Genomic DNA, 21,483 nt, shown 5'->3' on the forward strand with positions numbered 1-21,483 from the left:
TTCGTTAGTCCGGCGGATCATGAACGCTCCGTCCCGCCTGTCCAGCCGCAATGGCCTGCTTTCGCGAGCCTGGGTCTGGCTGGCTTGTTTGCTGCTCGCCGCGCAAGGCGCGGTGCCGGCTGTCGCATCCCAGGCGGAGATCCGGCAGACGCCTTCCGGCATTTTCGCCCTCCGCTTCGTGCGCGAACATCGCGCGATTCTCCAGGCGCGCTTTGCACCGGCAGCCCATGTCACGCAGGAACGCGCTTCCTTTAAGGACCAGCGCGCCGGAGACGGTGGCAATGCGCCTTTCCTTTCAGCGCCGGTGCCCGGCTTTGCGCCGCCCTCAGCGCCCGGTCGTGCCTGGCGCACTGTCTCTGCGGCCGAACACGGCAGCGGCAACGCCCCGCAAGCTTATCGCGCTCGCGCGCCACCGCGCGACGCCTGATCCGGCCGCTCCGGCGGTTTTACCCATGCTCACTCCGGCCGCTCGCACCGACGCGCGCTCTTGCGCGCGCCGCTTTGCGTGCGCCTTGCAAGAAAGTCATTTCCATGACCGTTGAAACCTTGACCGAAACCAGAAGCCCGCAACGAATCCGTGCCGAATCCCTGCTTCACTTTTATCCCGATGTGGATGGTCAGGAGTGCGAAGAGATCCAGCAATTCCTTGATAAGGGGCCGATCCTCGAAATCGGGCTGATGTCTGGCGATCCCGCACTCAAGCTGAAGATGGATCGCTTCAGGCAAGAGAATGCCGCGGCATTCCGTCTCGGGGTCGGCAAGCAAATCGCTTTGATGCTGATGCTGTGCATCCCGTTCATCGCCCTTTGCTGGTATATCTGGGATTCGGGCGCAAAGCGCTGAATGACCCGATAAAATTGCGCCCGCCGGTGAGTGTTCACCGACGGGCGCGTTTTTTCCTCCCCAGGAAACTTTCAAGGCCGATAGTGCGGTCCTCGGGTAACAGCGTGCGGCTTATGCCGCTTCGCTGAACTGGTTCATCGTATTATCCTTGCCGCCCGCTTTCAGCGCGGCTTCACCGGCGAAATAATCCTTGTGATCGTCGCCAATGTCCGATCCGGACATGTTCTGATGCTTCACACAGGCGATGCCCTGGCGGATCTCCTTGCGCTGCACCCCGGCGACATAGCCGAGCATTCCCTGATCGCCGAAATAATCCTTGGCCAGATTATCCGTGCTGAGCGCGGCCGTATGATAGGTGGGCAGCGTGATCAGGTGATGGAAAATCCCGGCGCGCTTGGCGGAATCGCGCTGGAAAGTGCGGATGCGTTCATCGGCCTCGGTCGCCAGATCGGTTTCATCATAGCTGGCGCTCATCAGGCCGGCGCGATCGAAGGCCGAGACGTCCCGGCCTTCCGCCGCCCAGGCATCATACACCTGCTGCCGGAAATTCAGCGTCCAGTTAAACGACGGCGAATTGTTATACACCAGCTTGGCATTGGGCACGACTTCGCGGATGCGATCGACCATCCCAGCGATCTGCTCGATATGCGGCTTCTCGGTCTCGATCCACAGCAGGTCTGCGCCATTCTGCAGCGCATTGATGCAATCGAGCACGCAGCGATCCTCACCCGTTCCCTTGCGGAATTCGAACAGGTTGGATGGCAGCCGCTTGGGACGCAGCAATTTGCCGTCGCGGTTCAGGATGACATCGCCATTGCGCGCTGTAGCAGGATCGATCTCTTCGCAATCGAGGAAGCTGTTATACTGATCCCCGATATCGCCGGGCGTCTTGCTGACGGCGATCTGCTTGGTGAGGCCCGCGCCCAGAGAATCGGTGCGCGTGACGATGATGCCATCCTCGATCCCGAGTTCGAGAAAGGCATAGCGGCAGGCACGGACCTTCGCGAGAAAATCCTCATGCGGCACGGTCACCTTGCCATCCTGATGGCCGCACTGCTTTTCGTCAGACACCTGATTTTCGATCTGGAGCGCGCAGGCCCCCGCCTCGATCATCTTGCGGGCCAGCAGATAGGTGGCCTCCGCATTGCCGAAGCCTGCATCGATATCGGCGATGATCGGCACGACATGGGTCTGGAAATTCTCGATCTTGCTGAGCGTTTCGGATTCCCGTGCGGCGTCCCCGGCGGCGCGCGCGGCGTCGACCTCGCGAAACAGGCCACCGAGTTCGCGGGCATCGGCCTGGCGCAGGAAAGTGTAAAGTTCCTCGATCAGCGCGGGCACGCTGGTCTTTTCGTGCATCGACTGATCCGGCAGTGGACCGAATTCGGAGCGCAATGCAGCGACCATCCAGCCGGAGAGATAAAGATATTTGCCCTTGGTGGTGCCGAAATGCTTTTTGATGGAGATCATCTTCTGCTGGCCGATGAAGCCGTGCCAGCACCCAAGCGATTGCGTGTAATTCGCGGGATCGGCATCATAGGCCGCCATGTCGTTGCGCATGATCGTGGCGGTATAGCGCGCGATATCGAGGCCGGTCTGGAAGCGGTTCTGAAGCCGCATCCGTGCGACGGATTCCGCGCTGATCCCGTCCCATGTTCCGGATTTCGATCGGATAAGCTGATCCGTCCTCGCAATGTGATCCTGATATGACATGGCGCTCGCCCTTCGTGTAATATTGGGAACGGAGTGAACCGTCTGTTGAGTGTCAGATGCCGCGTCTCTGGCCCTATCGCGACTCAATTTTGTAAAGTTTCGTGTCGTCATGTGCCGCATCCGGCGAATTTAATTGTAATATTGTAATATAATTGACAATCTATGGCATGGCTGAAGGCAAGCTCTTTGCAGGACATGCGGTCAAACGGCTGCGGCGCGGCGCGGGGGTGACCCAGGCAGCGATGGCCGAGATGCTCGATATCTCGCCCAGCTATCTCAATCTGGTTGAGCGCAACCAGCGCCCGCTGACCGCAACGCTAATGCTGCGGCTGGCGGAGCAATTCGATTTCGATCCGCGGAGTCTCTCTGCGGCGGAGCCCGGTGGCGGTGCCGATGCGGTGCGTCGCCGTCTTGCCGATCCTTTATTCGCCGATCTGGATGTCGATCGGCGCGAGGTGGAGGAGTGGCTCGCAGCGGCCCCGGGCGGCGTTGAAGCCTTTGCGCGCGCCTTTGATGCGTTGCGCTCCGGAACCGGGCCGGCGCAGGCGGATGACGGCATTTCGGACGTGCGTCGCGAAATCGCGCGCTGGCGCAATCATTTTCCCGATCTCGATGCGCAGGCTGAGGCGCTGGCCGATGAACTGCGGCTGGGCGCGGCCGATCTTTATGGCGCGATTGCCGAGCGCTTGCGTGCCAAGCATCAGATCGCGATCCGCATCCTACCCGTGGACGTTATGCCTGATATGCTGCGCCGGCTGGATCTTCATGCGCGCCAGTTGCAAGTGTCCGAAACGCTGGATCCCGCGTCGCGCACCTTTGCAGCGGCGTTCCAGCTCGCACAGATCGAAGCGCGGGCGGAGGTGGATGCGCTGGTGAAGGGGGCTGCTTTCGGCGCGCGCGTTCATGAGCGCCTCTATCGCCGCCATCTGCTGGGCTATTTCGCCGCCGCACTGATGATGCCCTATGCGCGTTTCCTGCGTGCCTGCGAGGCGACGGGCTATGATGTGGAGCTGTTGCAGCGGCGCTTCGGCGCGGGGTTCGAGCAGGTGGCGCACCGGCTGACCACGCTCCAGCGCGTCGGCGCGCGTGGCCTGCCTTTCTTCATGATCCGGATCGATCGCGCGGGCCAGGCGAGCAAGCTCTATGCCGGGGCCAGCGCGACGCCGTTGGTGGATGCGCCCGCGCGCTGCCCGCTCTGGCGGCTGCACAATGCGTTTGATCGGCCCGGACATATGATCCGCCAATTGGCGGAGCTTGAAGATGGCACCCGCTGGTTCACGCTGGCGCGCACCGTGCAGCCGCAGGGGCGGCGCGTGGGCGGGGTCGGCGCGGAGTTCGCGATCGGGATCGGGCTGGACGCGGCACTTGCGGGCAGTCTGGCGGCTGCATCGGGGATTGATCTAAAGGCTGGCCGGGCGACCCCGATCGGCCTGGGCTGCCGCCCCTGCACGCGCATGGATTGCCCGCAAAGATCGGCCCCGCCCGCCGGTCGCGCGCTCACGATCAACGATCGCGAGCGGGGGGTGTCGCCGTTCAGCTTTGCGGGGGATTAACCCCGCGCGGCGACGATCGGATCGGGCGCGGTGGTGACGTCCGCGCGCGACTCTTCCAGCGCTTCGGTGACATTGTAGCGCACCAGCTTCAGGCATCCCCGCTTTCCCGCATGGGCGTCGAACCGATATTCGGTGATCGAGCAATTCGCCACATCGCCGTCCGCGTCGATCGCCAATATCTGCGCCTCGTCCAGCTCCTCCAATATGTAGCGCAGGCACAATACGATCACCTGATGCGCCACGATCATCACCCGCTGACCAGAATAATGGAGCGAGATCGTGTCCATCATCGCGCGCAGCCGCAGGATGACATCGCACCAGCTTTCGCCGCCGGGCGCGCGGTGATAGAATTTGCCGAGGATGTGGCGAAATTGCGCCTGTTCGGGATTGATCGCGGCGACGCCTTCCGGCGTCAGCCCATCCAATATTCCCATCTCCTTTTCGCGCAGCCGTTCATCGAGGATGATCACCTCGTCCGTATCGCCGCCGCCCGCATCCCGCAGACGCTTGGCCGTATCATGCGCGCGCAGATAGGGTGATGAGAGGATGATCGCGGGCAGGGCACCCGCCTTGCCTTGCGCAAACCAGCGACCGAGCGCGTCGGCCTGCTGCGCGCCCCGCGGAGACAGCGGGATATCCACGTCACGGCCTGCCAGCGGTATCCGGTCCAGCCCCGATTCCACCGCCAATCGCGCCGCGACATTGCCCGCGCTTTCGCCGTGGCGCACGAGCCAGAGCGTCGAGGGCCAGCGGGCCGCCATGGTCAGCCGGCGCGCCCGATCGGGTTGCTCACGCCTTTTGGGCTTTCAGATGCTCGGTCACCTGCTTGACCTTTTGGGAATCGCCGCGCGGCAAAATCAATATGTCATTGCCGCTGACCACCACGATCAGATCCTCCACACCGACCAGCGCCACGCGGGGGCCATCGGTGCGCACCAGGCAATTGCTGCTGTCGATCGCGATCACATTATCGTCGCACACATTGCCATCCGCATCGCACACGCTGATGGCATGGAGCGCATCCCAGCTTCCCAGATCGGACCAGCCCATCGCGACGGGCACCACGGCCACGCGCTCGGCCTTTTCCATCACCGCATAATCGATCGAATCATCGGGGCTGCGCGCAAAGGCCGCCGCGTCGGGATGGATCTGCGTGCCCTGACGCCGCGCGGCGGCCATCGCCTCCTGCGCGGCGGCCAGCATGGCGGGGGCATGGATCGCCAGCGCCGCCAGAAAGGCGTCAGCGCGAAACAGGAAGATGCCGCCATTCCAGGCGTGATCGCCCGAGGCGATCATCGCGTCCGCCGTGGCGCGATCAGGCTTTTCGACGAAGCGCGCGACCTTGTGGACGCCGGCCCCGATCGGTTCGCCGATCTTGATATAGCCATAGCCGGTTTCGGGCGCATCGGGCGTGATCCCGAACGTGACCATCCATCCTTCCGCCGCCAGCGGCAGCGCGGCGGCGATCGCCTTCTCGAAGGCGGCCTCGTCGGCGATCACATGATCGCTGGGCATCACCAGCAAGGGACTGGCCGGATCGGGCGCGGCCAGCGCGGCGAGCGCGATCGCCGGTGCGGTATTGCGCGCCAGTGGCTCCAGGATAAGGGCCTGCGGGGTCACGCCCACCTTGGCGAGCTGGGTTTCGATCATCTCGGTATGCGCGCCATTGGCCACCACGATCGGATCGGCAAACCGCGCCTTATCCTGCACGCGGAGCGCGGTAAGCTGCAGCATCGTCTCCTCGGCGGTCAGCGCGAGCATCTGCTTGGGGCTTTCGGGGCGGGACATCGGCCATAGCCGGGTGCCGGAGCCACCCGACAGGATCACTGGAATGATTCGCGTCTGACCTGTCATGCTGAGTGATTCTCCCGAAGATGATCCGTCTGCGTTAGCGCTTCTACGTTACCACCGGCTTTCCGTCATGCCCGCCTTCGCGGGAATGACGGAAATATCGCGGAGGCTTCACCCCAAAGCCCGGCGGCATGGATTGGTTTCTTTCTTTTCCGGCATCTTCAGGAAATTTTTGTCAATTTGGGCGACACTCAGGCCGTGTCGGTAAATCTTACAATGAGAGTCGCGGAGCGCAGGGTCCGGTGATCAGGCTGTTCAAGCATTATGTGCCCCATGCCGTGCTGCTGCTCGGCATGATGGATTTCATGCTGCTGCTGCTTGCGGCCGAGCTGGGCTGGGTGCTGCGCGCGCATCAGATCGGCATGGAGGTCAGCCCGGCGACTGAGCGGATCCCCCAGTTGCTGAGCTATGCGGTGGCGCTCGAAATGGCGATGATCGCGGTCGGCGTTTACGGCAGCGATGCGCTCCAGTCGCTGCGCTTCGCCGCCGCGCGGCTGCTGGTGTCGATCTCGCTCGGCATCATCCTGCTCTCTGCGCTATTTTTCATCGTGCCGTCTTTCAGCCTGTGGCGATCGAATCTGCTTTACGCCATGGGCCTTTCCGCGGGAATGCTGATCGCGCTGCGCATCCTGCTCGGCAAGACGCTCGGCGGGCAGGCGTTCAAACGCCGGCTGGTGGTGCTGGGCGCGGGGCCGCGGGCGGAGCGCGTGAAGGCGCTGGCGCGCGTGCATAATGCCGGCTTCGTCGTGGTCGGCTATGTCGGCATGAACGATGGCCCGCAACTGATCCCCGAAGCGATCAACCGCGACGCGATCTACAATCTGGCGGATCATGTGGTGCTGCTCAACGCCAGTGAAGTCGTGCTCGCGCTGGAGGAGCGGCGTAACGCCCTGCCGCTGAACGATCTGCTGCGGATCAAGACCACGGGCGTCCATGTGAACGAGATCTCGACCTTTCTCGAACGCGAGACGGGCCGGATCGATCTGGCGAGCGTCAATCCGAGCTGGCTGATCTTTTCCGATGGCTTCTCATCCGGACGCCGTCTTTCGAGCGTGGCCAAACGGCTGTTCGATATCGCCGCCAGCGCCTTGCTGCTGCTCCTGACCGGCCCGCTGATTGTGATCGCGGCGATTCTCGTGAAGCTGGAGACGCGCGGCCCTGCCTTTTACCGCCAGTCGCGCGTCGGGCTGTTCGGACAGGATTTCAACATCCTGAAGCTGCGTTCGATGCGGCAGGATGCGGAAGCCGGCGGCCGGGCGGTGTTCGCGCAGGAGAATGATCCGCGGATCACGCGCGTCGGCCGCTTCATCCGCAAGACCCGCATTGATGAATTGCCGCAAACATGGAGCGTGTTGAAGGGCGAGATGAGCTTCGTCGGCCCGCGTCCCGAACGCCGCCAGTTCGTCGAGGATCTGGAGCAGAAGCTGCCTTATTATGCGGAGCGCCATATGGTGAAACCGGGCATCACGGGCTGGGCGCAGATCAATTATCCTTATGGCGCCAATCTCGACGACAGCCGTAACAAGCTGGAATATGATCTCTATTACGCCAAGAATTACACGCCCTTCCTCGATCTTCTGATCCTGTTGCAGACGTTGCGCGTGATCCTGTGGCCGGATGGCGTGCGATGATCGCGACATGGAGCATTCCCCTGGCCGCGATCCTCTTCGCCGCGGTCGCAATCCTCTACATGCGGCTGTCGCGGGCGTTCGCCTTCCAGATGCTGCTGCTGTTCGCGCTGGGCGGCTATATCCTGCTGGTGTCGCTGATCAACAATGCGCTGGGCGATCTGCTCGGCCCTTCGGCATGGCTGATCCAGTTCGGCTTCATCGCGGGCGCTACGGTGGCGGCGCTGGTGATGCTGCTTTCCCGCGCCAACCGCGCCGCGATCAAGGTGCAGGTGGCCAAGCATCTGTTCGCACACCGCTATGAATATCGTGACGAGTGGATGCGCTTCACCGGCACGATCGGGCGACCGGGCGACGATGCTGCGCCGCTCGACGTGCGGATCGTAAAGGCGGTTGCGGACATCACCGAATCGCCGGGCGGATTGCTGTTGATCGCGTTGGAGAGCGGCGGGTTTTCGGTGGATGCCCGCTGGAACTGGCCGACGCTGGATGCGCCGGCCCATGCTGGGGGAGAGGCGCTGGCCCGCCATCTTCAGGCGTCGGGACGGATCATCGAGCTTGCGCCCTTGCGCGATACCGGCACGGCGCGGGATGACGAGGCCGCGCTGGTGCCGGAATGGATGACCGGCGCGGCGGAAGCCTGGGCGCTGGTGCCGCTGGTGCATTATGACCGGCTGCAGGGTGCGGTGCTGCTCGCGCGTCCGATGATCGATCGCAAGCTGGACTGGGAGGATTTCGATCTGCTGCGCGTCGTCGGACGGCAGGCGGCCAGCTATCTGGCGGAGGCCAACGGGCAGGAGGCGTTGAGCGACGCCCGCCGGTTCGACGAGTTCAATCGCCGTTTCGCCTTCATCATGCACGATATCAAGAATCTGGTGAGCCAGTTGAGCCTGGTCGCGCGCAATGCGGAGCGCCATGCCGATAATCCGGAGTTCCGCGCAGACATGGTGGCCACGCTGCAAAGCTCGGTCGGCAAGATGAATGATCTGCTCGCGCGCCTGTCCCAGCATAACAAGGGCAAGCATGAGGATCCTCGCTCGGTCTCCGCCACCCGTCTGGTGGAAAGCGTGGCGGCGTCGCGCAAGGGCCAGCATCCCGTGGTCTCCATGGTCACGGGCGATCCCGTGTTGATGGCGGAGCCGGTGCGGCTGGATCAGGCGCTGGGCCATCTCGTCCAGAATGCGATCGACGCCAGCCCGGCCAATGAACCCGTGGTGCTGAAAGTGATCGACCGGGGGAGCGAGATCGCGATCGAGGTGCGCGACAAGGGCGTGGGCATGTCGCGTGATTTCATCCGCACCAAATTGTTCAAGCCCTTCGCCTCCACCAAGAATGACGGTTTCGGCGTAGGTGCCTATGAGGCGCGTTCGCTGGTGATGGCGATGGGCGGCCGCGTCGAGGTGGATAGCGACGAGGGCATGGGCAGCGTGTTCACGGTGATCCTGCCCGCCGCAGGCCTATCCCTGCATCCTGAAAAACAGTTGGAGCCGCAATGAGCGAGGCCAAGCCCAAACTTCTGATCATCGAGGATGATGAAGGGCTGCAGCGGCAATTGCGCTGGGCCTATGATGATTATGAAGTGATCGTGGCGGGGGATCGCACGTCGGCTATCGCAGCGCTCCGCGCCGAAGAGCCGGTGGTGGTCACGCTCGATCTCGGTCTGCCGCCCGATCCCGACGGGACGAGCGAGGGCTTCGCCACGCTTTCCGAAATCCTCGCGCTGAAACCCGATACCAAGGTTATCGTGGCCTCAGGCCATGGCGCGCAGGAAAGCGCCCTGCGCGCGATCTCGGGCGGCGCTTACGATTTCTATCAAAAGCCCGTCGATATCGACGAACTGGGCCTGATCGTGCGCCGCGCCTTTCATCTCCATGCGCTGGAAGCGGAAAATCGGCGGCTGGCCGAAGCGGCGGGCGGCTCGAACACCGTGCTGGGCGGGATGATCACGGCGGCACCCGAAATGCTCAAGGTGGCGCGCACGATTGAGCGCGTGGCCAATGCAGATGTCTCGGTCATGCTGCTGGGTGCCAGCGGCACAGGCAAGGAATTGCTGGCGCGCGGCGTTCACAATGCCAGCGGCCGGCGCAAGGGCGCGTTCATCGCGATCAATTGCGCGGCCATTCCTGAAAATCTGCTCGAAGCCGAATTGTTCGGGCATGAGAAGGGCGCGTTCACCGGCGCGATCAAGACGACGGAAGGCAAGATCGAACAGGCGCACGGCGGCACGCTGTTTCTGGACGAAGTGGGGGATATTCCGCTGCCCCTGCAGGTCAAGCTGTTGCGCTTCCTTCAGGAGCGCGTGATCGAGCGCATCGGCGGGCGCAAGCCGATCGCGGTGGACACCCGGATCGTGTGCGCCACGCATCAGAATCTGGAGGCGATGATCGCCGCCAACGCCTTTCGCGAAGACCTGTATTACCGGCTGGCCGAGATCGTGGTGCCCATCCCGACTCTCGCCGAGCGGCCCGGTGATGCGACATTGCTCGCGCGCCATTTCCTGTTGCGCTTCGCCCGGGAGATGAACCCTGCGGTGAAGGGGCTCGCGCCCGATGCGTTGACCGCGATCGATGCCTGGGGCTGGCCGGGCAATGTGCGCGAACTGGAAAATCGCATGAAACGCGCGGTGATCATGGCGGACGGCAAGATGGTGGGCGCGGCCGATCTCGATCTGCCATCCAGCGCGCCGGATGAGGGCAATGTGATCAATCTGAAGGCGGCGCGCGAAGGCGCTGACCGCAAGGCGATCCGTCGGGCGCTGGCGCGCAGCGAAGGCAATATTTCCAACACCGCCAAATTGCTCGGTATCAGCCGCCCGACGCTTTACGATCTGCTGAAGCAATATGATCTGCACGGTTGACGGCGTGGTTTATGTCTGATTCTTCTCCCCTCCACGTCTTCGTGGAGGGGCCGGGGGTGGCAGCTTCTTGCTTTCTTCAATGACGATCAAAGAAGTAGAGCCACCCCCGGCCCCTCCAGCAAGGACTGGAAGGGAGAAAACAGGTTCAATCCTTCAACTGAAACCCTATTGGCTGGTCATGACCGATACTGATCTCGCCCGAATCGCCGCTGCGCTCGAACGTCTGGCACCGCCACCCGCCATTCAGGCGGACGCGCAGGCGCACGCCGCTTATGTGTGGCGCGGCGACGGCCTGGCCGCGGCGCGCGCCTTCGACCCGATGCCGATTGCGCTGCTGACCGGTGTGGATCTCCAGAAGCGGGCGGTTCTGGAAAACACGCGCCGTCTGGCCGCCGGCAACGCCGCGCATGATGTGTTGCTCTGGGGCGCGCGCGGGATGGGCAAATCGGCCATGGTGAAAAGCGCGGTCGGCGCGGTGCGCGGCGAAGGCGGCGATATCGCGCTGGTCGAGGTGCCGGAGGATCGGGTGGCCAGCCTGCCCGGCCTGTTCGCCGCCATTGCCGATGTGCCGCGCGCCTTTGCGATCTTCATCGACGATCTGGGTTTTGATGATAATGGCGGCGAGGCGCGCCTGCTCCGCTCGGTGCTGGAAGGCGGCGCGGAGGCGCGTCCGGCCAACGCCCGGATCCATGTCACGTCCAACCGCCGCCATATCGTGGCGCGCGCGATGGAGGAGCAGCAAAGCGCGATCAATCCGCGCGACGTGATCGATGATCGCATGGCGCTGGCGGATCGCTTCGGGCTGAGTCTCGGCTTTCACAATTGCGATCAGGATGCCTATCTGGCGATGGTGGAAACCTATGCGCGCATCCACGATCTCCCCTATGATCCCGCAGACGCCCTGCTCTGGTCGCAGCAGCGCGGCAGCCGGTCCGGACGGGTGGCGTGGCATTATGCCAATGAACTGGCGGGCCGCGCCGGAAAGCGGCTTTAGGCGGTTCTTCCATTTCCCGCGCTTTGGCGCTAAGGCGTCGCGGATTTTTTGACTAAGAATTAGAGATTCCATGGCGAAAGAAGAACTTCTGGAAATGCGCGGGCAGGTGGTGGAGCTTCTGCCCAACGCCATGTTTCGCGTGAAACTCGAAAATGATCATGAGGTTTTGGGCCACACCGCCGGCAAGATGCGCAAGAACCGCATCCGTGTCCTCGTCGGCGATGAAGTGCTGGTCGAACTGACACCCTATGACCTGACCAAAGGCCGTATTACCTATCGCTTCAAGTAACGCCCCGCGCCTCATCCTGGCTTCGGCCAGCCCCCGCCGTGTGGATCTGCTTGCGCTGATGGGCGTCGTCCCCGACGCGATCGATCCCGCCGATATCGACGAAACACCGCTCAAGGCCGAGCGGCCGGATGTCTATGCGCGGCGCGTGGCGGCGGATAAGGCGGCGGTCGTGGGTGCGCGGCATCCCGGCGCGCTGGTGCTCGCCGCCGATACAGTGGTCTGCGCCGGACAAAGGATTCTGCCCAAGGCCGAAACCGAGGCGGAGGCACGCGCTTGCCTCGCGCTGCTTTCGGGCCGGCGCCACCGCGTCCATAGCGCGGTCACGCTGATCGATGCCGCGGGCACGGCACGGCACAAGCTCTCCACCAGCATCGTTACCTTCAAGCGCCTCTCCGCCCAGGAGATCGATGCCTATATCGCCAGCGACGAATGGCGGGGCAAGGCGGGGGGCTATGCCATACAGGGCCGCGCCGCCGGCCTGATCCGGGCGCTGTCCGGCAGTCATTCAGGCGTGATGGGCCTGCCCATGTTCGAAACGCGCGCTTTGCTGATCACCGCCGGTCACCTCGCCCTTTCGGGTGGGAATCAACAGGAACTCCCCCTTGGCTGAATGGCTGTATGAAGCGGGCATCGGGGAAGATCGCGCCGCGCTGATCGAGGATGACCGGATCGTCGAAGCCCTGATCGCGCCGGAGGACGCAGGGCCGCGCGCCGGCGCCATCATCACCGCGCGTCTCGTTGAAATCCTCGTGCCGCGCCTTCAGGGCCGCGTCTCGCTCGAAGGCGGGGGAGAGGCGCTGCTGGACGGCATTCCGCCGGGCATGACACAGGGCGCGGCCTTGCCCGTGCGGATCGTGCGCGAAGCCATTCCCGAACGCGGCCGCGCCAAATTGCCCAAGGCGATCGCGGCGGTGGACGATGTCACGCCGCGGCCCGGACCCGATCTGCTGGCGCGGATCGAGGCCAGCGGCCATCCGGTCCGCCGGATCCAGCCGCATGAGCGCGATCTGCTCGAGCAGGCGGGCTGGAGCGAGACGCTCGAAGAGGCGCTGGATGGCGAAATCCCGTTTCCGGGCGGTGCGTTGCGCCTGTCGGTGACCCCCGCCATGACGGTGTTCGATGTGGATGGCAGCCTGCCGCTGGAGCCCCTCGCGGTCAACGCCGCGACCGCCGTGGGCGCGGCAATCCATCGCCTCGGCATCGCCGGCTCGATCGGCGTGGATTTTCCCACGCTCGCCGGCAAGGCGGCGCGCAAGGCGGTGGCGGATGCGCTCGACGCCGCATTGCCACAGCCGTTCGAGCGCACCGCGATGAACGGCTTCGGCTTCATGCAGATCATCCGCCGGCGCATCCGGCCCTCGCTGCCCGATATCCTTCTCCACGATCCCGCCGCCGCGCAGCTACGCGCGCACTTGCGCCGGATCGAACGCGATCCGCCGCCCCACGGGCAGCCGGTATTGCTCCGGCCCGCTGCACTTGCGCTGATTCGCGCCACGCCGCATTGGCAGGAAGAGATCAACCGCCGCACGGGCCGGACCATCCTGTTCGCGCGTCATGAAGCGGCGTCCCACCCACAGGAAGGCGATCATGGCCAGGAACGGTAAATGCCCCGTCTGCGGCAAGCCCGAAGCCCCGGATTTCAAACCCTTCTGCAGTCGCGGCTGCAAGGATCGCGATCTGCTGCAATGGCTGGGCGACGGCTATCGCATCCCCGGCCCGCCCGCGGACCCCGATCTGCTGCCCGAAGGCGGAAATGGGCTGGACAGCGATGCCTAGCCCCCTCTATAGGCGCTCATTCCCGCGGTAACGCTGGAATGCCTAGGTAGCTCAGTTGGTAGAGCATGCGACTGAAAATCGCAGTGTCGGCGGTTCGAATCCGTCCCTGGGCACCATCACCTCATCCACCAATGTCCAAAAAGCGCGATTTCTGGCGTTTTGAAGGTATCGGGTCAGATCGGGAGAGCGGAGAAGATCCCGTTATTCTCACAAATGCTGCAAGACCGCCGCTCAGACTCGATCCAAGCTGTGCCGCATTGGCGCGTCGAGCTATGGCTCAGCGTTTCTCTGCTCAAAGTAATGGTGCCGCTTAGGTGACTCGAACACCTGACCCCCGCATTACGAATGCGATGCTCTACCAACTGAGCTAAAGCGGCGCATGGCCGGGTTTCCGGCGCATGAGCGGTTCGCGCTTAACAGCGGTCGCGGGATTGCACAAGCGTCCTTCGCGCGTGCCGGGTTTGATGGCATGTTTAAGCGTTCGTCAACCATATGTGTGCACAGTTGCCCTGACAGGATGTGCCTGTGGGGGCTTTCGATGGATACGATGCGTGGTTTCGGGGATCAGGATGCAGGCGGGCTGGGTGACGCACCCGGGCAGGCCGATGGCGTCGAATCCCCCGTTTCCATCGGCACGGACGAGCGCCGTATGCACGTGCGCGCCTATAATCACTGGGCGTCCCTGCTGAACGGCGGCGCTTATCCCTCGATCGAGGATCTCGAACCCGAATCGCTCGATGATTTCGGGCCGCACAGCGTCCTGCTGGATTTCACCGGCGGGCAGGACAATCCGTCCATCGCCTGGCTTGGCGCGGATCTGCGCGCGGAATGCGGGCTCGAAGCCGGCATCGAGGCCATTTCACAAGTGCCCAGCCGTTCTCTTCTGTCGCGGCTGACCGATCATTATCTGCAGATCATCGCCAATCGCGCACCGATCGGATTCGAGGCCGAATTCGTCAGCCAGCGCGGGCTCAACACGCTGTATCGCGGCATATTGATGCCCTTCTCGTCGGACGGGGACACCATCGATTTCATCTATGGCGTGATCAACTGGAAAGAGCTTGCCGATGTGGATCTGGCGGCCGAACTGATCCTGGAAATCGATCAGGCGATCCGCGATGCCCCTGAAAAGGCGCTCACCACCCCGATCTGGGCGGATGGCCCGAATGGTGCCCTCATCGCGGCGCGGCCTGTCGTCGCCGAAGCGCCGGCGGAGGCACCGATGCCGGGTTTCAGTCTGATCGACGACGATGACTATGAGGATGATGGCGAGGCGCTGGTCGATGCGTCAGCGCTGCCCGATGCGCCCGAACTGGGCGACTGGCTCCATGCCGCGCGGCAGGGGGCCGAAATCGTCAAATCCGCCGATGGCCGCACGCGCGTGGCGCTCTATCGCGCGCTCGGCCTGGCCTATGGCTTCTCCCGCGTGGCCGAGATCCGGCCAGCGGAATATGCCGAGTTGCTGGAGGATTCGGGGATCAGGGCGCAGGACCGCGCACCGATGACCGCTATCGTGAAACTGGTATTCGGCACGGATTATGAAAAGGCTCGGCTGACCGAATTCGCCGCGGCACTTAGCCATGGCGCGCGGCTGGGGCTGGGCGCGACCGAGCTTGAGAATTTTCTCGTCGCTTATCCCGGCGGACTGAAGGGCGTGGTGAAGGCCGAACGCGGCGAGCGCGCCCCCGCGCCGCGCTCCAATCTGACCGACGCCGCGATGGCGAAATTGCGTCGGATGCAGCCGCAGGCGATCATCGAAATGCCATCGGGCGAAGACGAGTTCGTGCTGCTCGTGGCGCGTCGGGTGAGCACCAATGGGCTGGCAGTGCTGACACCGGTGACAGACCGTGGGCTGATCGAACGGGCGCTGCGTCAGGCCGCAAAGGCTGCACCCACCGGCTAAGAATTTGCCGTTCACGCCTTGAGATCGTCACGCCACGGGCGCATAGCGTTCAGCAATAATATTACGCGGACCGAACAAGGCCCGCGGTGACATGCAGGCGGAGATATATGGCGGCAGCGACCGACACGCGATCGGATGAGCGCGCAAAACCTTTCCAGGCGACCGTAGCGGTGGCGCTGGTCCAGGGTGCGCTTCCGGGAGAAATCCAGAATTTCGACAAGAAGGCGTGCGAGGACGCGGCGGCCTTCGTCACGCGCACCGCGCTGGCGCGGCGGCCCGAAGTGCCCGCGATCAGCCTTGAATCGATCGGGGCGGAAGAAGAAGGCGGTCTGCGCCGGATGCGGCTGGCTGTGATCAACCGCGACAAGCCGTTTCTGGTCGATTCCATCGCGGGCACCATCGCATCCTATGGGCTGGCGATCGGCCGGCTGCTGCATCCGGTGATCCCCGTCTTGCGGGACAAGGATGGCGTGATCACCGCGATCGGCAAGAAGGCGGGGGCGGACGCCGTTGCGGAATCGATGATCTATGTCGAGATCGAACGGGCCGACGCCAAAGACCGCCGTGCGCTGGTGTCCGATCTGCGCGGAACGCTCGCCGATGTGCGGGTTGCGGTGCGCGATTGGCCCAAGATGCAGGCAGCGCTGCGCGCGGACGCCGATGCGTTGGGCGATACCGAGGGTGCCACGCTGTTGCGCTGGTTTCTCGATCGCAATTTCACGCAGCTTGGCCATGAAATCCGCGGGCGAGATGGCGCGCTCGAATCCGGGCTTGGAATCTCGTCCATCGAAGGACCGCCACTGCTGGGCGATACCTCGCGCGTCTGGGCGTTCGAATGGTTTGATGCCAAGGGCAATGAAGCGCCGCTGGTGCTGAAATCCAATCGCATCGCGAGCGTCCATCGCCGCGTGCCGCTGGATCTGCTGGTGACGCCCGTGCTGCGGAACGGCAAGGTCGCTGCGCTCTCCATTCATAGCGGCCTCTGGACCAGCGCCGCGCTGGCGGCAGCGCCGGGCAAGGTGCCCGTATTGCGCGCGGGCCTGGCGCATGTGCAGGAGAAATACGGCTTTGCGCCCGGCGGCCATGCCGGCAAGGCGCTGGCGCACGCGCTGTCCGAATTGCCGCACGATCTGTTGATCGGGCTGACGGCGCAGCAGCTTGAAGAGACCGCGCTGACCGCCATGTCTCTGGCGGACCGGCCGCGCCCCGCGCTGCTGTTGCACGAAAGCCCGCTGGGGCGGCATTTGTTCGCCTTCGTCTGGTTGCCACGCGATGATGTGTCGACGGGCAGCCGCAGCGCGATCGGCGCGATGCTGGAACAGGCGTCGGACGCGACCATCCTCAATTGGTCGCTTGAGATGGAAGATGGCGCGGTGGCCTTGCTGCGCTTCACGCTGGATTTGCGCGAACGATCCCGTATGCCCGATGTGGCCGCGCTCAATCGCCAGTTCGTCCGCATGGTGCGGGGCTGGACGCCGGCCGTTGAAACGGCCTTGAGCGAAATGGGGGAAGGCCAGCGCGCCGCGCGCCTCGCCATTCGCTATGCCAACGGATTTCCGCAGGACTATCGCACCGCCCATGGCCCGGAAGAGGCTGCGCGCGATATTGTGAGGCTGCGCGATCTGGCGGGCGAAAGCGCCCGTGGCACGCGCCTGTTCGTGCGCGAATCCGATGGCCCAGGCCGTCTGCGCCTGAAAATCTATCATAGCGGCGGATCGATCCCGCTGTCCGATGCGGTGCCCGCACTGGAGCATTTCGGCTTCCGTGTGATGGAGGAATTGCCGATCCCGCTCGACAAGGGCGCGCTGGGCCATATCCATGATTTTCTGCTCGAATGTTCCGAAGGCGTATCGCCCGATGCGATCATCGCGCGCGCGTCCACGATCGAGGGGGCCATTGGCGCGGTGCTCGAAAGCCGGGCGGAAAATGATGCGTTCAATCAGTTGATCGTGGCGGCGGGGCTGGAGCCGTCGTCCGTGGTCCTTCTTCGAGCCTGGTTCCGCTATCTGCGTCAGACGGGCCTGTCTTACGGTCTGGATACGGTGGCGGCGGCGCTGCGCAAGGCACCCGTGGTGGCGCAGAAGATCATCGACCTGTTTCGCGCGCGGCATCATCCGTCGGAAGCGAGCGACAAGGCATCCGATGCGGCCGATGCCGCGATCGATGCCGCGCTCGCCAAGGTGGCGGCGATCGATGATGACCGCATTTTGCGCCGCATCCGCGCCGTGGTGCAGGCCACGCTGCGCACCAATGCGTTCGCGCCCGCGGGGCAGGAGGCGCTGGCGTTCAAGCTGGAAAGCAAGCTGGTCCCCGGTTTACCGCTGCCGCTGCCGTGGCGCGAAATCTGGGTCTATAGTCCCCGCGTGGAGGGCATCCATCTGCGCGGTGGGCCGATCGCCCGCGGCGGTCTGCGTTGGTCCGATCGGCGCGATGATTTCCGCACCGAAATTCTCGGGTTGATGAAGGCGCAGGTGGTGAAGAACGCCGTGATCGTGCCAACCGGCGCCAAGGGCGGTTTCTATCCCAAGCAGCTTCCCTCGGCCGCGGTCAATCGCGATGCCTGGTTGGCGGAGGGCACTGAAAGCTATCGCATCTTCATCCGCAGCCTATTGTCCGTCACGGACAATATCATCGAGGATAAGGTGGTCCATCCGCAGGGTGTGGCCATCCGCGACGGGGATGATCCCTATTTCGTGGTCGCCGCGGACAAGGGCACGGCGACCTTTTCCGATGTGGCCAATGCGATCGCGCTGGAGCGCAATTTCTGGCTGGGCGATGCCTTCGCCTCGGGCGGATCGGTCGGCTATGATCACAAGGCGATGGGCATTACGGCGAAGGGTGCCTGGGTCTCGGTCCAGCGGCATTTCCGCGAGCTTGGCGTCGATGTGCAAAAGGATGTGATCCGCGTCGCGGGTTGCGGCGACATGTCGGGCGATGTGTTCGGCAATGGCATGTTGCTGTCGAAGACATTGAAGCTCGTCGCCGCCTTCGATCACCGGCATATCTTCTTCGATCCCGATCCCGATCCGGCGAAAAGCTGGAAGGAACGCGCGCGCATGTTCAAACTGCCGCGATCCTCCTGGGCGGATTATGACGAGAAGCTGATATCCAAGGGCGGCGGCGTTTTCCCGCGCAGCCTGAAGGAAATTTCGCTGTCGAAGGAAGTGCAGACGATCCTGGGCGTGAGCGCGAAGAAGCTCGACCCTTCCGCGATCATCGCCGCCATCCTGACCGCGCAGGTCGATCTGATGTGGTTCGGCGGCATCGGCACTTATATCAAGGGCGCTGAGGAGAATAATGCCGAAGTGGGCGATCCCGCCAATGATGCGCACCGCGTGAATGGCGAAGACGTGCGCGCGCGCGCCATCGGCGAGGGGGCCAATCTGGGCGTTACCCAGGCGGGCCGCATCGCCTTTGCCGAACGCGGCGGACGGATCAATACCGACTTCATCGACAATTCGGCGGGCGTCGATTGTTCGGACAATGAAGTGAACATCAAGATTCCGCTCAACCGCGAAATGCGGGAGGGGCGTCTGAAGTTTGAGGGTCGCAATGCCTTCCTCGCCAGCATGACCGATGATGTCGCCGCGCTCGTGCTGGAGGATAACCGCTTCCAGACGTTGGCGCTGTCGCTCGCCGAACGCGGCGGCGCGGGCGCGTTGCCGGCGCAGGTGCGGGTAATCGAAATCCTCGAAGCCACCGGGCGGATCGATCGCACGGTGGAAGGCCTGGAAAGTTCGGATGATCTGTTGCGCCGCGCGCAGGATGATCGCGGGCTGACCCGGCCGGAGCTGGCCGGCATTCTCTCCCATGGCAAGCTGGCGCTGCAGGAGGCGATCGAGGGCACCGATCTCGCCGCTGACCCGGCACTCGCCCCGCTGCTGCGGCATTCTTTTCCCCAGGCGATGCAGAAGCGCTTTGGGGCAGCGATCGACGCGCATCGTCTGCGCCCGCAGATCATTGCGACGCGCATGGCCAACCGGGTGGTGAACCGCATGGGCGTGGTGGCACCGTTCGAGCTGGCGGAGGAGGAAGGCGCATCGATCGCCCAGGTCGCCGCCGCCTATTTCGCGGCCGACGCCATCTTCGATCTGGAGGATATGTGGGATCGCATCGAAGCGCAGACCGTGAGCGAGGATGCGCGGCTGGCGCTGTTCGATCTCGGCGCGGCGACGGCGCGGCTCCATCTGGCCGATCTGTTGCGCGCGATGCGCGCGGATGAAAAGCCGGGCGAGGCCGCGGCGCGGCTGAAGCCGGGTGTCACGCGGCTCGAAAAGGCGGCGAAGAAGCTGTTGCGCGAAGAGGCCCGCAGCCAGGCGGTCCGCTTGCGCGCTCATCTGGAGACTCTGGGAGCCGATACCGCGCTGGCGGACCGGATCGTGCGGCTGGACGAGATGGATGGCGCGATCGGCATTGCGGATCTGAGCAAGGCGCACGGGCTGGACGAGATCGACGCGACCGCGGCCTATGTCAGGCTGGGCGAAGTGCTCGGGCTGGATTGGGCCAAGGCGGCTGCGCTGCGCTGCACGGCCGCGGACCAGTGGGAACGGCTGCTGATTGCCGGGCTCAGTCGCGATTTCGAGCAGCTCCGCATGGATTTCCTCGGTCGTCTCGATGGGGAGAAGCCCGATGCTGCGGTGGAACAATGGCTGGAGGCGCAGCGACCACGGGTCACGCAATTCCGTGCCATGATCGATCGCGCACGGACTGCGCCACTGCCTACGGCGGCGATGCTGGCGCAGCTTTCAAGCCAGGCGCGGGTGCTGCTGGTGCGTTGATACATTTTGCGACGATTCATTTGTTGTAATTGCGAATCGTTCGCGTTATTGGCGGCGCTTAACGTGATCTCGAAGGATTCTGCGCGCCCGTGCCCAGTTCGACACCCCCACTGGGCCGGCGCAAGTCTGGCAAGAAAGCCTTTTGGCTAAAGCAATTCCACACCTGGCATTGGGTGAGTTCGGCGATCAGCCTGATCGGGATGGTGTTGTTCACCGTCACCGGGATCACGCTCAATCATGCCGCCGAAATCGAAGGCGCGCCGGTGATTGCCGAGCGCAGCGCCGCTTTGCCCGCCAATCTGCGCGCGCAGGTCGCGCCGGATGATAAGCCTGATGCCAAAAAGCCGCTGCCGCCCGCGATTGCTCAATGGGCGGAGGAAACGCTGGCGCTCAAGGCCGGCGGTGATGCGGATTGGTCCGCCGATGAGGTGTATCTCGCATTGCCGCGTCCCGGCGGCGATGGCTGGATGGCGATCGACCGCATCTCGGGGGCCGTGACGACGGAATCCACCGATCGCGGCTGGATCTCCTATCTCAATGATCTCCACAAGGGGCGCAATGCCGGCACGGCGTGGAAATGGTTCATCGATATCTTCGCCGTCGCCTGCCTCATCTTCGCGCTGACCGGCCTGCTGCTGCTGCAGCTTCATTCCAAGAAGCGGCCCAGCACCTGGCCGATCGTGGGCTTCGGCCTCGTCATTCCGGCGGCCATCGCCATTTTCTTCATTCATTAAGGGGGTCCATATTCAATGCAGCTTTCCCATCGCATGATCCTGACCGGCGCTCCCGCCGTGGCGCTGGCGGCGGGCCTGGCCGGCCCGGCCGCCGCGCAGACCATGGACGTCACGGTTGAAATCCCGCGTCTCGGCGTGGCCGAATATCATCGCCCCTATGTAGCGATCTGGCTTGAAAAGCCGGGCACGCCTGCGGTGCGCAGCCTCTCCGTCTGGTATGATTTCGACAAGAAGAACAATGAAGGCACAAAATGGCTGCGCGATGTGCGTCAATGGTGGCGTGTGTCGGGGCGCACCCTGCAATTCCCGGTGGACGGGGTGACCGGTGCCACCCGCGCGCCTGGTGCCAATAAGGTGAGTTACACCGCCGGCAAGGGCGTGCTCGGTAATCTTTCGGGCGGCGATTACGTGCTCGTGGTTGAAGCCGCGCGCGAAGTGGGTGGCCGCGAACTGGTCCGCCTGCCGTTCTCATGGCCGCCGAAACCGGGCCAGATCGTCCGCGCGGCGGGCAAATCCGAGCTTGGTGCGATCAGCATCGCCTTCCGGAAATAAACCTTAGAAACA

The 21,483-nt window shown here is 63.9% G+C and carries 18 protein-coding genes and 2 tRNA genes; 16 read left to right on the top strand and 4 right to left on the bottom strand.

Annotated features, from left to right (window positions below; all coding sequences use genetic code 11):
• Positions 1–19: 19 nt before the first annotated feature.
• Positions 20–427, top strand: a complete 408-nt coding sequence (locus tag FHS49_RS02080; RefSeq protein ID WP_184014710.1) for a hypothetical protein — start codon at positions 20–22, stop codon at positions 425–427.
• A 104-nt stretch (positions 428–531) separates the two neighbouring features.
• A complete protein-coding gene (locus FHS49_RS02085) occupies positions 532–843 on the top strand; it encodes a hypothetical protein (RefSeq protein WP_184014712.1) in 312 nt (103 codons plus the stop codon).
• Positions 844–954: 111 nt separating this feature from the next.
• Here FHS49_RS02085 and FHS49_RS02090 read toward each other — a convergent pair whose 3' ends face one another.
• Entirely contained in the window at positions 955–2,556 is a 1,602-nt protein-coding gene (locus FHS49_RS02090) for an isocitrate lyase (RefSeq protein WP_184014714.1), read from the bottom strand.
• 167 nt (positions 2,557–2,723) lie between these two features.
• Here FHS49_RS02090 and FHS49_RS02095 point away from each other — a divergent pair, with 167 nt between their 5' ends.
• Positions 2,724–4,109, top strand: a complete 1,386-nt coding sequence (locus tag FHS49_RS02095; protein ID WP_184014717.1) for a helix-turn-helix domain-containing protein — start codon at positions 2,724–2,726, stop codon at positions 4,107–4,109.
• Here the strand turns inward: FHS49_RS02095 and FHS49_RS02100 are convergent.
• Entirely contained in the window at positions 4,106–4,870 is a 765-nt protein-coding gene (locus tag FHS49_RS02100; RefSeq protein WP_184014719.1) for a histidine phosphatase family protein, read from the bottom strand. The two genes, FHS49_RS02095 and FHS49_RS02100, sit on opposite strands and share 4 nt — an antisense overlap.
• Positions 4,871–4,898: 28 nt before the next feature.
• On the bottom strand, positions 4,899–5,963 hold the full coding sequence (locus FHS49_RS02105; RefSeq protein ID WP_184014721.1) for a mannose-1-phosphate guanylyltransferase/mannose-6-phosphate isomerase: 1,065 nt from the start codon (positions 5,961–5,963) through the stop codon (positions 4,899–4,901).
• A gap of 239 nt (positions 5,964–6,202) precedes the next feature.
• Between FHS49_RS02105 and FHS49_RS02110 the strand changes: the two genes are divergently transcribed.
• The 9 genes from FHS49_RS02110 (at position 6,203) to FHS49_RS02150 (ending at position 13,620) form a co-directional block, all read left to right on the top strand.
• Positions 6,203–7,591: a TIGR03013 family XrtA/PEP-CTERM system glycosyltransferase gene (locus FHS49_RS02110; RefSeq protein ID WP_184014723.1), complete on the top strand. Its 1,389-nt coding sequence runs from the start codon at positions 6,203–6,205 to the stop codon at positions 7,589–7,591.
• Positions 7,588–9,084 (top strand): XrtA/PEP-CTERM system histidine kinase PrsK, encoded by a 1,497-nt coding sequence (prsK, locus tag FHS49_RS02115; protein ID WP_184014725.1) that lies wholly within the window; start codon positions 7,588–7,590, stop codon positions 9,082–9,084. The genes FHS49_RS02110 and prsK overlap by 4 nt, the downstream gene beginning before the upstream one ends.
• Positions 9,081–10,445 (top strand): PEP-CTERM-box response regulator transcription factor, encoded by a 1,365-nt coding sequence (gene prsR, locus FHS49_RS02120; RefSeq protein ID WP_184014727.1) that lies wholly within the window; start codon positions 9,081–9,083, stop codon positions 10,443–10,445. The genes prsK and prsR overlap by 4 nt, the downstream gene beginning before the upstream one ends.
• A gap of 178 nt (positions 10,446–10,623) precedes the next feature.
• On the top strand, positions 10,624–11,439 hold the full coding sequence (locus FHS49_RS02125; protein ID WP_184014729.1) for an ATP-binding protein: 816 nt from the start codon (positions 10,624–10,626) through the stop codon (positions 11,437–11,439).
• 70 nt (positions 11,440–11,509) lie between these two features.
• Positions 11,510–11,728 (top strand): translation initiation factor IF-1, encoded by a 219-nt coding sequence (infA, locus tag FHS49_RS02130; protein ID WP_184014731.1) that lies wholly within the window; start codon positions 11,510–11,512, stop codon positions 11,726–11,728.
• Positions 11,715–12,338 carry a Maf family nucleotide pyrophosphatase gene (locus tag FHS49_RS02135; RefSeq protein WP_184015926.1) on the top strand — a complete coding sequence of 208 codons (624 nt, stop codon included), beginning with the start codon at positions 11,715–11,717 and terminating at the stop codon, positions 12,336–12,338. The genes infA and FHS49_RS02135 overlap by 14 nt, the downstream gene beginning before the upstream one ends.
• The gene (locus FHS49_RS02140) at positions 12,331–13,332 is read left to right on the top strand and encodes a ribonuclease (protein WP_184014733.1); all 1,002 of its coding nucleotides are present in this window, start codon (positions 12,331–12,333) and stop codon (positions 13,330–13,332) included. Before FHS49_RS02135 ends, FHS49_RS02140 begins: the two co-directional genes overlap by 8 nt.
• The gene (locus FHS49_RS02145; protein WP_184014735.1) at positions 13,316–13,504 is read left to right on the top strand and encodes a DNA gyrase inhibitor YacG; all 189 of its coding nucleotides are present in this window, start codon (positions 13,316–13,318) and stop codon (positions 13,502–13,504) included. Before FHS49_RS02140 ends, FHS49_RS02145 begins: the two co-directional genes overlap by 17 nt.
• A 40-nt stretch (positions 13,505–13,544) precedes the next feature.
• Positions 13,545–13,620, top strand: a tRNA-Phe gene (locus tag FHS49_RS02150).
• A 185-nt stretch (positions 13,621–13,805) separates the two neighbouring features.
• Here the strand turns inward: FHS49_RS02150 and FHS49_RS02155 are convergent.
• Positions 13,806–13,881, bottom strand: a tRNA-Thr gene (locus FHS49_RS02155).
• A gap of 161 nt (positions 13,882–14,042) precedes the next feature.
• Between FHS49_RS02155 and FHS49_RS02160 the strand changes: the two genes are divergently transcribed.
• The 4 genes from FHS49_RS02160 (at position 14,043) to FHS49_RS02175 (ending at position 21,471) form a co-directional block, all read left to right on the top strand.
• Positions 14,043–15,407: a PAS domain-containing protein gene (locus FHS49_RS02160; protein WP_184014737.1), complete on the top strand. Its 1,365-nt coding sequence runs from the start codon at positions 14,043–14,045 to the stop codon at positions 15,405–15,407.
• 107 nt (positions 15,408–15,514) lie between these two features.
• Entirely contained in the window at positions 15,515–20,185 is a 4,671-nt protein-coding gene (locus tag FHS49_RS02165) for an NAD-glutamate dehydrogenase domain-containing protein (RefSeq protein WP_184014739.1), read from the top strand.
• 89 nt (positions 20,186–20,274) lie between these two features.
• Positions 20,275–20,919 (top strand): PepSY-associated TM helix domain-containing protein, encoded by a 645-nt coding sequence (locus FHS49_RS02170; RefSeq protein WP_184014741.1) that lies wholly within the window; start codon positions 20,275–20,277, stop codon positions 20,917–20,919.
• A 15-nt stretch (positions 20,920–20,934) separates the two neighbouring features.
• On the top strand, positions 20,935–21,471 hold the full coding sequence (locus FHS49_RS02175) for a DUF2271 domain-containing protein (protein ID WP_184014743.1): 537 nt from the start codon (positions 20,935–20,937) through the stop codon (positions 21,469–21,471).
• The last annotated feature ends 12 nt before the right edge of the window (positions 21,472–21,483 follow it).

This window comes from Sphingobium boeckii (genome assembly GCF_014199215.1).
Lineage (GTDB): Bacteria > Pseudomonadota > Alphaproteobacteria > Sphingomonadales > Sphingomonadaceae > Sphingobium_A > Sphingobium_A boeckii.

Coding starts and splice junctions, on each gene's coding strand:
- FHS49_RS02080 (WP_184014710.1), top strand. CDS start 20: ATGAACGCTCCGTCCCGCCTGTCCAGCCGCAATGGCCTGCTTTCGCGA.
- FHS49_RS02085 (WP_184014712.1), top strand. CDS start 532: ATGACCGTTGAAACCTTGACCGAAACCAGAAGCCCGCAACGAATCCGT.
- FHS49_RS02090 (WP_184014714.1), bottom strand. CDS start 2,556: ATGTCATATCAGGATCACATTGCGAGGACGGATCAGCTTATCCGATCG.
- FHS49_RS02095 (WP_184014717.1), top strand. CDS start 2,724: ATGGCTGAAGGCAAGCTCTTTGCAGGACATGCGGTCAAACGGCTGCGG.
- FHS49_RS02100 (WP_184014719.1), bottom strand. CDS start 4,870: ATGGCGGCCCGCTGGCCCTCGACGCTCTGGCTCGTGCGCCACGGCGAA.
- FHS49_RS02105 (WP_184014721.1), bottom strand. CDS start 5,963: ATGACAGGTCAGACGCGAATCATTCCAGTGATCCTGTCGGGTGGCTCC.
- prsK (WP_184014725.1), top strand. CDS start 7,588: ATGATCGCGACATGGAGCATTCCCCTGGCCGCGATCCTCTTCGCCGCG.
- prsR (WP_184014727.1), top strand. CDS start 9,081: ATGAGCGAGGCCAAGCCCAAACTTCTGATCATCGAGGATGATGAAGGG.
- FHS49_RS02125 (WP_184014729.1), top strand. CDS start 10,624: ATGACCGATACTGATCTCGCCCGAATCGCCGCTGCGCTCGAACGTCTG.
- infA (WP_184014731.1), top strand. CDS start 11,510: ATGGCGAAAGAAGAACTTCTGGAAATGCGCGGGCAGGTGGTGGAGCTT.
- FHS49_RS02145 (WP_184014735.1), top strand. CDS start 13,316: ATGGCCAGGAACGGTAAATGCCCCGTCTGCGGCAAGCCCGAAGCCCCG.
- FHS49_RS02160 (WP_184014737.1), top strand. CDS start 14,043: ATGGATACGATGCGTGGTTTCGGGGATCAGGATGCAGGCGGGCTGGGT.
- FHS49_RS02165 (WP_184014739.1), top strand. CDS start 15,515: ATGGCGGCAGCGACCGACACGCGATCGGATGAGCGCGCAAAACCTTTC.
- FHS49_RS02175 (WP_184014743.1), top strand. CDS start 20,935: ATGCAGCTTTCCCATCGCATGATCCTGACCGGCGCTCCCGCCGTGGCG.